Raw genomic sequence first — 7848 nt, 5'->3', positions numbered from 1 at the left:
TGTTAGCGATCGCTGGTTTTTGATCCTACCTCACCAAATCGCGTTGCTCCCCTTTAAGGAAGCATCAATTTGTTTTCTGATTTGGGCTGCTGAGAGTCCTCGGTCAGTGGCTGACATAGGAAAGAAAACTTTGGTCGCTAAGATATAACTTTCGCGCTCAGTGCCTTGCAATACTTCTCCTAAAAAGGATTCAGCCCCTCCCTGAGCGTAAACATTTGCAGTGTCAATAAAGTTAATTCCAACCTCAAAAGCTTTGTGTATACAAGCCTCTGCATTTTGCTGCTCTACACCACCCCCATAAGTCAGCCAGGAACCGAGACTAATTTCGGAGACGCTCAACTCACTGTTTCCCAATTGTCTGTATTTCATTTGTATTTCTTGTTTCACTGTTATTTTCATGTTTATTAATCTCCAAGAAGCTATTTTTAGCGTATTTACAAACTTTGTCTCAAGCCACCAGAGCTTTCCTCATTCAAATTGCAGATATTTTGTCTGTTTAAATACACCTAATGAAGAGTCTCAATCTTTGCGCCATCGCTTTGCGACTATAAATTCCGTGACAAAAGCAATCTTCTTTATATCCGAATGGCATGAAGATTCATCTGAAACAAGCGTCAGGGCTATCTTGTTGGGGGTGGCTGAGTGGGGTGTAGTGTTTAAGAAAACTGAATACGAGTGCCTCAAGGAGTTCAACATCTTCTTAACTCCCCACACCTCATCTGCTTGGGGAGCCGATTTCGCAATCAAACTGGATCGTGGCCCTGCTCAACCTCAAGTCACTGATTCGTGGGCTTAAGTGTCAAAAACGCAAAATAATTTTGACTTCTAGACAATAATGCTACTGCGATCGCTTTAAGCCATCTACCCGAAAAAGAGATTTATATCCAATTAATAAATTCTTACAATTAGAGACTCGTATTTTCCATAGTTTTGCAGTAGAGTGTTTATTCCGTGCAAATTATTTATACCCATCTTCTCTCAACTTTACTGCCATCCAAATTTTGAACCAATGCCTTTCAAGGAACAGCCAATGAATACTTCTAATGATACAGATACGAAGAAGATCATCAAAAAACCCGACAAGCTTACCCTGAGACAGATGAAGTTAATTGAAGAAGCAGAAGACCAACTTCTTCAAGCTAATACTGTCAAATATACAGCCCCTGTGATTGAGGAAAAGCTAATAGCGATTCAAGAGCCAAAAGAACCGAACTACATTCCACTACGGGACAATCCCATAGTCCAATCCGTGGGGAAATCAGGTTGGCAGATTTCCGATATTTGGCGGGATATCCGCGTGGATGATTTCTGTAATTGATGGTTGCGAAAAGCAAGCGCCCAGCGTAGCCGAGCGCTTCTGAAATCAAGCTCAAGATTGATGTTCATTCTGATACACACCATGCCAGAATGCGATATTCTAGCGTCTTACAGTTTGAGATACATCTAAATTACCGTTTCAATTGCGAACTTTACCCGCAATTATTCTAGCTGGCAATCGTAGGCTGTGGACGGGCGGTTGTACCGAAGGCAGTTTCGGCGGCAATAAGCTCTTCTCAAGCCTTCTCCAAAGGATACGAAGACAGCGTAGCTTGCTTCTTTGTTCGCAATAGCGTCCCGTAGGGAAGGAGTACGGCGATCACAGATGGGGCAATCGGAACTCCAGTACAAGTCTACAACCTTGTCTCCCGGCAATGGCAACCAGGAGTGGTGGAGGACTAGTCTGGACAAGAAAATCTATTGATGAGCTACTCTCGCCGCAGGCGATTACGCTTTGTGGGTTAGTCTAGAATGGTAGCAAATATTGGTGTCAAAGAAACTTTAATGCAAATTGCTGCTTTAGCACAAGCCATCGCTCTGATTGAGTCACGCTTGGATGTCCTCGACCCTCCCAACATAGTGACAGTTGAAGATAGTCAGGCTAGACAGTCTAGACAAGGGGAAACCTGGGAGAATAATGCTGTTGAGTTTTTAGACGCAATCAGCTAGGGTGATGATAATGGGCGAGATTAACGATTTACGATTCACTGCGCCACCATCCGACTTGGAGCGATGGGAATGGTTTTTTAAGCAGATGGAGAAACGCGGACTAATAACTATTTTTGAAAGCTCCAAACAGTACCCCAACCGGGGCGACTCGAAACTAAAGCGGCAGTATTTCAAGGTCAAGTTAAATGCACAAAACTCTGATTAGTTTCTTTGACTATTTCCTGATGTAGCAACTGCCTAATGTTTTAGTAAATGGCAATAAGGCATTTTCAAGCTCTTTTAACAAGCTTAATAATCCGCCTTAGTATATGGGCGATAACACGCTATTACCTTCTTTTTTTGACCAAATGAGAAAATTCATTGTATTTAGCGGCCGTATGCTCAAACCTTTGTTCTAGCTTGATAAATATTAATTATAAGCTAGAACAAAGGTTTGAACCTTCAAACTGAGCGCTCCTCATCAGAAAACTGAACAGTCTAAGGTATTGGCTGCCTCTTGTAACAGTTCCACAGTTGTTGCCAAGAGCGTTCGTACACGAGTTAACTGATTTCGGCGCTCAATCCCCAGCCGTGCTTCAGTGTTTCGCGGATCGTCATCATGGCTTAAATGAACAACTTTCACTTTCTGCTGTTTTTCAGATGGTTCAAATATTGGCTCAGGAGCAGTGAGTTTATTGTATCCATAAACTCCACTTGGGCGCTTCACATTATAATGATGTACTTCACAGCCACCAGGAGCAATGTAGCATCCTTCTAGATTATTTAAGTTGTGATGCAATTGTTCTACACAGGCGGCGATCGCTTCCATTTGTGCAGCAACGCCCAGCGATTGTGCACTTTGAGGACAACCTCTTGACATCAGCATCATCACTGCCGCTTCGCGGCGCGTGGTTTTAAAGGTTTCCTCTCTGCGTTCCCACTCCTGTTGCCGTTGGCAAGACGCAATCTCCCGCACGCGAATTAGTTCGATTTCCTCATCTGGAGTCAATTTAATAGCTGCTCCACAGGTTGTATAATTGAAGCATTCTCCAGGGTCAATACCCGGTTGCAACATCATTGAGGCACAGTCAAAGCCAAGTCCACATATCTTACGTGGCATAATTTAAACTTAGTTCTAGCTTAATAAATTTATTTTAATAGCTAGAACAAAAGGCTAGGTTAAAACAAGTGGTATTAATCGTAATTTAGTGCTATTAGGTATTAACCCAACTCATGCCCGCAAGCTGACTGGGCATCGCAGTGATAGAGCCTTCCGACGCCATACACTTCGCGGCGAACAACAAGCTGCGATCGCAGCTTACTATCGCGCGATTGGTGAAGAGGAAGCAGAGTAGATTATGCCAAAGCCACTCGATCCCAAGTGTCAGTTATGTTCCAAACTACCAACAACTCAAGCCAAAGTTTTACATGGAACAGCAGGTGATGGCTGCTGGAATCCACGCATTTGCCACAATCGCCGCTCATTCTATCGCCACCGCTCCCAAAAGAATTCAGCAGAGATTGATTCAGTAACAGTCGAACCACCAGCAACATATTTTGCAGTGCTGTATTTGTATAAAGAATCAGGCGATAAACCATTGCACGCCTTGGGCGCAGAACTCTGGCTGGGTCAAAAACCTGTTTGTCGCTTAGAACCAATTCACTGCTTTGGGCTAACGGCTGGCAAGATCCGCGCCTATACAGATCAGGTGTTGCAGGCGTTTGCGAAACAATATAGTGTTTCACTATATCAATATAAAGATATGTTTGAGATTGCCTCAAGCTACTGCCCAGTGCGGCCTTGCCCCTTGCATCCACAATCTTAGAGATGACCACATATCGTCAATTAACAATTTGGGATGTATTAGATGAGTTGTCTGAATCTCCACCAACTTCTTCCCTTGATGCTATGTGGGATTGTTTGGATGCCGAGCTAGAGAATTTACCAATAGATGCACAGTTATCAACCGCAGCGCTTGCCTTCAGTCAAATTGCGGATATTCTTAAGTCTCGTGCCGAAGTGCTGTTGCAAGATACCCGCGATCGCAATAGTCTTTTGGGGCCAATTGTTAGCACCGATCTCTTTGCTGGTCTAGTGCGGACAACAATGCACCTAGATTTAGATGATTTGATTGAACCGCAAACACCACAAACCTTTAAACCACACGGCCCACACCAATTTTCATATCCTAACCAGGAGGGTGATTCTGTAGTAGCACCTGTTGAAAAAGCGAATGTTTTGGCAATGCTCGATCAGGTGACAACTTTAGAAGATGTTCGCAATTTAGCATCAGATGAGGATGTGGAAAAATGGCAGAGCGTGATTGCTAACTACCTGATAAATGTCAAAGATGAGATTTCTTTAGTTAAACTGCAACGTGCGTTGGAAATGCCGATGGTCGAAGTATGGTTGGGATTATTGCTGGGTGGGTTTACATTAGAACAGCGTGGTGATTTTTATTACAATCAAAATGTCTGGGTGAAAAGCTCTCCTTTCTATGACCAGCAACATCCTTGAGGGATGACGGTTAAAGAGTCCAAAAAAGCGGATAAAATCAAGCGAGTCTCTGCTGAGGACGAGAACATAAAAAATTGCGGCTGCTCCTACTGTCACTGTAACCGTAAGATGAGTAAAGCAAAGAAAGCTCCGCAAAGACATCAGAAGTCAGAAGTAAAACAGGCTTTATCCCTGGTTTTAAGACTTAGTGTATGTACTTCACCTTCTTTGAAATCTGCTTTAATTATTTAGTCTAGATTTTAGCTTGGTGTCAGCGTTAATTCTTCACGCTTAGTGAAGTTAACAATTTTCACCAAATGCTAATTTAAATAACTTTGGCAATAAATGTATAAATGGATGCCTATCTATCCTAAGCATCAGCATATCTCTTCGGTAAAATCGTCATCGAGCTGGCGTAATGTTCTTTTCGTAAAAGAAAAGATGTTGACCTAAAGAGGGTTGACCTGAGATGAACTCATGTTAAAAGCTAAGAAAATCAGAAAGCGTTTTTTCCCCAAGCTGTGAATGAGTAGGTGCAGGCAAACTCTATGACAAACACCCTTCTTAAACCAAGTGAGTTGAACCAACGACTCCAGAGAACGCTGACCTTATCCAGTCGGCAGATGGGCTGGAATGGCATCCTGGTTGAGCAGCATGACTATACTTCAATTCCTGGCAAAATAGAAGAAATAGAACTGCCTGCTCTGTCCGATCATTGGCTAATCTTACCGATGGGGCATCCCACTTATCTGAGCCAGAAATCTGACGATCGCTGGCACGAATCAATCTTTCAAGAAGGAGATAGCCTCTTGGTTCCGGCTGAACAGTTGAGCTACTGGTGTTGTCCAGGAAGTGAGGCTGTCCAAACGGAACTCAACATTCATTTACAGCCAAAGCTGGTCGAACAAGTTGCCCAAGTGTCCCAAATCAATACAGCACGGGTCAATTTGGTCAACCATTTCGGTCAGCAAGACTTGAATCTTCAGCAGATTACCATGCTACTTTTAGCTGAGGTGAAATCAGGTGGTATGATGGGGCGATTATATGTTGAATCCTTGTCTCAAGCATTAATCATCCATCTCTTGCGGCATTATTCTGAGAATGCACCAATCATTGCACCTGAGAATAGAAGCTTAACTCATATCCAGTTGCAGCAAGCGATCGACTACATTCACACTCATCTCGATTGCGATTTGTCACTGGTTGAACTGGCAAATGTCGTTAATATCAGCCCCACTTACTTTGCCAATTTGTTTAAACAAGCAATGAAAATCTCGCCGCATCAGTATGTGATTCAACAGCGGGTAGAACAGGCAAAAGTGATGCTGTCGAAAACGGACTTGGCGATCGCGGACATTGCTTTACAAGTCGGCTTCTCCAGCCAAAGCCATTTGACGCAACAGTTTAAGCGCCTGACTGGAATGACCCCCAAGCAGGTTCGCTAACCCCATAAGAATCTAACAAATCATTGTAAGAATCTGAAAGAAGTTGAGCGTTGGCACTCATTACACTCAAGTTAGATCAGACGAGAATCCAATGCAGCTTGCACTCCTCGTACAACAACATAATTGGCAAGCGATTGCCCAAGGGGCAACGGCAAAGCCGAACGCAGTAAACAGGTAAAACGCCAACAGCTTGCAAAGGTACGCTCGATTGTATATTTCATTCACTCATTCATTGCATTATGAAAACCAAAGAACCAACCATTGTTTTTGACCAAGAACGCGCTTCTAACTTTATGACGACAGCACAGGTACTTTTCGCCGGGGGATCGGGCGTCGTGGGGCGCGCCACTGTCAGGTGGTTCCGCCAGAGGCATCCCGGCATTCCAGTGCTCATCGGAGGACGGAACCTGCAAGCGGCAGGCGAAGTCGCCCAGGAGGTGGGCGCTGCCGAAGTCGTTGCCATAGATATTGATAAGCCCCGCTTGGGCCTCGGTGATGACGTCGCCGTAGCTGCCGTGGTGATGTTGGCTCCCGAAGCTGGGCTTAAAGGCATGAGCTACGCGCAGGACTTGGGCGTCCCTTACCTGAACATCAACACTGGCCTCACCGAACTCGGCCCCGAGTTGGCGCTGTTCGCGCATCGTGCGACCGCAGCACCCGTCGTGCTCGCCAGTCACTGGATGGCCGGTGCGGCCACGTTTCTGGCGCTGAACAGCGCCAAAGGCTTCGAGAGCGTCCAATCCATCAGGATCGGAGCAATCCTCGACGAGAAGGATCCAGCTGGTTCATCGTCGCTCGAAGACATGGAGCGGGTACACGAGTTGGCTCCCGCCGCATTGGTATTCGAGGGTGGGCGGCGCGTATGGCTGTCCGGCGACGCCGCAAAGGGCAAGGTCGAATCAGTCGACGGTCGATCGCTCGATGCCACCGCATTTTCCTCGTTCGATATCGTGAGCCTCCATGCCGCCACCGGGGCGTCGGATGTACGCTTCGACTTGGTGAGAGACGAATCGTCCAGCCGCCGCCGGGGCGGTGAGGCGGCTCACGAGATCGTCGTCGAGATCGAGGGCGAGGCCGATGGTCGAACGAAGCATTCGCGATCAACGCTGGAGTTCAAGCATGGCGCATGCTCACTCACGGGTTTGTGCGTCGTTCTTTCTCTCGCGTCGGTATTGGGACTCAATGACCGTTCTCCTGCCCGCCCTGGGCTTTACCTACCCGAACTACTCTCGGATACCAAATGGTTTCTGGATGAACTCCGCAGTGCGGGAGCGACTATCTACGAAGACTCTAAGTAACCTCTTCGACCAGATGGAATCTTATTCCCAGCTTGCTCTACTGCCTGCTGCCAAACATCCGCTTGCACAGCCGGTTCCAACTCGGCTTTCGCCAAAAACCGCAATTTTCGTTCGTTTGTCGGCATTGGAATTTGCCGACCAATGGTCGGCAAATACTTTTGAAGATTCTCATAAACCACAGTAGCCGAAATCTTCAAGTACGCCGCATCACGAGTATAATTGAAGCGATCTCGGCAGTATTCTTCAAAAGTACGGTGCGTGGAACGGTACAATCTGCGCTCGCGTAACTCCATCAACGCCTGACCTGCTGACAAAAATGCACGTTCCACACGGCGTTCCAAATGCAGGCGTTCGCTCTGTTCTTCCTCGGTCAACTCTCTTATTTCAACAGCAGTAATCGTAATCGTTGCTGAAGCTGGGTTGTCTTGGCCAGAAGTATTTTCGGGAGCAGAGTCGGTGGCTGACTTTGGTTCGCCAGATACCGCAGGAGTAACTTTCTTGCGTCTAGATGGTGGTTTGTTAATTATTCCACCTCCAGACTGACAGCAGTTGGACAAATATTGAGTTGTGTCATCATTGAATATAGTCGAATGGCACTAAGAAAAGCGGAAACGCTTATCAATTAAGCAGTCTACAATTGTTT

General features: G+C 45.9%; 12 protein-coding genes. 8 read left to right on the top strand and 4 right to left on the bottom strand.

The genetic code is table 11. The features are described from left to right. Window positions 1-30: 30 nt before the first annotated feature. Window positions 31-369: an aldo/keto reductase gene (locus ACFE90_RS33825; RefSeq protein WP_375506668.1), complete on the bottom strand. Its 339-nt coding sequence runs from the start codon at window positions 367-369 to the stop codon at window positions 31-33. A 187-nt stretch (window positions 370-556) separates the two neighbouring features. On the opposite strand from ACFE90_RS33825, the gene ACFE90_RS33820 reads away from it, so the two are divergent. The 3 genes from ACFE90_RS33820 (at window position 557) to ACFE90_RS33810 (ending at window position 1986) form a co-directional block, all read left to right on the top strand. Next, entirely contained in the window at window positions 557-796 is a 240-nt protein-coding gene (locus ACFE90_RS33820) for a hypothetical protein (protein WP_375506667.1), read from the top strand. A gap of 234 nt (window positions 797-1030) precedes the next feature. Further along, window positions 1031-1318: a hypothetical protein gene (locus tag ACFE90_RS33815; protein WP_375506666.1), complete on the top strand. Its 288-nt coding sequence runs from the start codon at window positions 1031-1033 to the stop codon at window positions 1316-1318. 470 nt (window positions 1319-1788) lie between these two features. Next, window positions 1789-1986: a hypothetical protein gene (locus ACFE90_RS33810; RefSeq protein WP_375506665.1), complete on the top strand. Its 198-nt coding sequence runs from the start codon at window positions 1789-1791 to the stop codon at window positions 1984-1986. Between the two features lie 460 nt (window positions 1987-2446). On the opposite strand, the gene ACFE90_RS33805 is transcribed toward ACFE90_RS33810, so the two are convergent. Continuing rightward, complete coding sequence (locus tag ACFE90_RS33805) at window positions 2447-3085, bottom strand: hypothetical protein (protein WP_375506664.1); 639 nt, start codon at window positions 3083-3085, stop codon at window positions 2447-2449. An 88-nt stretch (window positions 3086-3173) separates the two neighbouring features. On the opposite strand from ACFE90_RS33805, the gene ACFE90_RS33800 reads away from it, so the two are divergent. From ACFE90_RS33800 to ACFE90_RS33785, 4 genes are all read left to right on the top strand, one after another. Next, window positions 3174-3320, top strand: coding sequence for a hypothetical protein (locus ACFE90_RS33800; protein WP_375506663.1), 147 nt, complete (start codon window positions 3174-3176; stop codon window positions 3318-3320). Window positions 3321-3323: 3 nt separating this feature from the next. After that, the gene (locus tag ACFE90_RS33795; protein ID WP_375506662.1) at window positions 3324-3791 is read left to right on the top strand and encodes a hypothetical protein; all 468 of its coding nucleotides are present in this window, start codon (window positions 3324-3326) and stop codon (window positions 3789-3791) included. A 2-nt stretch (window positions 3792-3793) separates the two neighbouring features. Further along, entirely contained in the window at window positions 3794-4483 is a 690-nt protein-coding gene (locus ACFE90_RS33790) for a hypothetical protein (RefSeq protein ID WP_375506661.1), read from the top strand. Between the two features lie 527 nt (window positions 4484-5010). After that, a complete protein-coding gene (locus ACFE90_RS33785) occupies window positions 5011-5907 on the top strand; it encodes a helix-turn-helix domain-containing protein (RefSeq protein WP_375506660.1) in 897 nt (298 codons plus the stop codon). Window positions 5908-5978: 71 nt separating this feature from the next. Here ACFE90_RS33785 and ACFE90_RS33780 read toward each other — a convergent pair whose 3' ends face one another. Beyond that, entirely contained in the window at window positions 5979-6128 is a 150-nt protein-coding gene (locus ACFE90_RS33780) for a hypothetical protein (RefSeq protein ID WP_375506659.1), read from the bottom strand. A gap of 18 nt (window positions 6129-6146) precedes the next feature. Between ACFE90_RS33780 and ACFE90_RS33775 the strand changes: the two genes are divergently transcribed. Next, on the top strand, window positions 6147-7205 hold the full coding sequence (locus ACFE90_RS33775; RefSeq protein ID WP_375506658.1) for a hypothetical protein: 1059 nt from the start codon (window positions 6147-6149) through the stop codon (window positions 7203-7205). Here ACFE90_RS33775 and ACFE90_RS33770 read toward each other — a convergent pair. Next, the gene (locus tag ACFE90_RS33770) at window positions 7187-7762 is read right to left on the bottom strand and encodes a hypothetical protein (protein ID WP_375506657.1); all 576 of its coding nucleotides are present in this window, start codon (window positions 7760-7762) and stop codon (window positions 7187-7189) included. The genes ACFE90_RS33775 and ACFE90_RS33770 overlap by 19 nt on opposite strands. Window positions 7763-7848 lie beyond the last annotated feature (86 nt).

This window comes from uncultured Nostoc sp. (assembly GCF_964245445.1).
Lineage (GTDB): Bacteria > Cyanobacteriota > Cyanobacteriia > Cyanobacteriales > Nostocaceae > Nostoc.
Note: the sequence above shows the minus strand (reverse complement) of the source record. Positions and strands in the feature narration are given on the sequence as shown.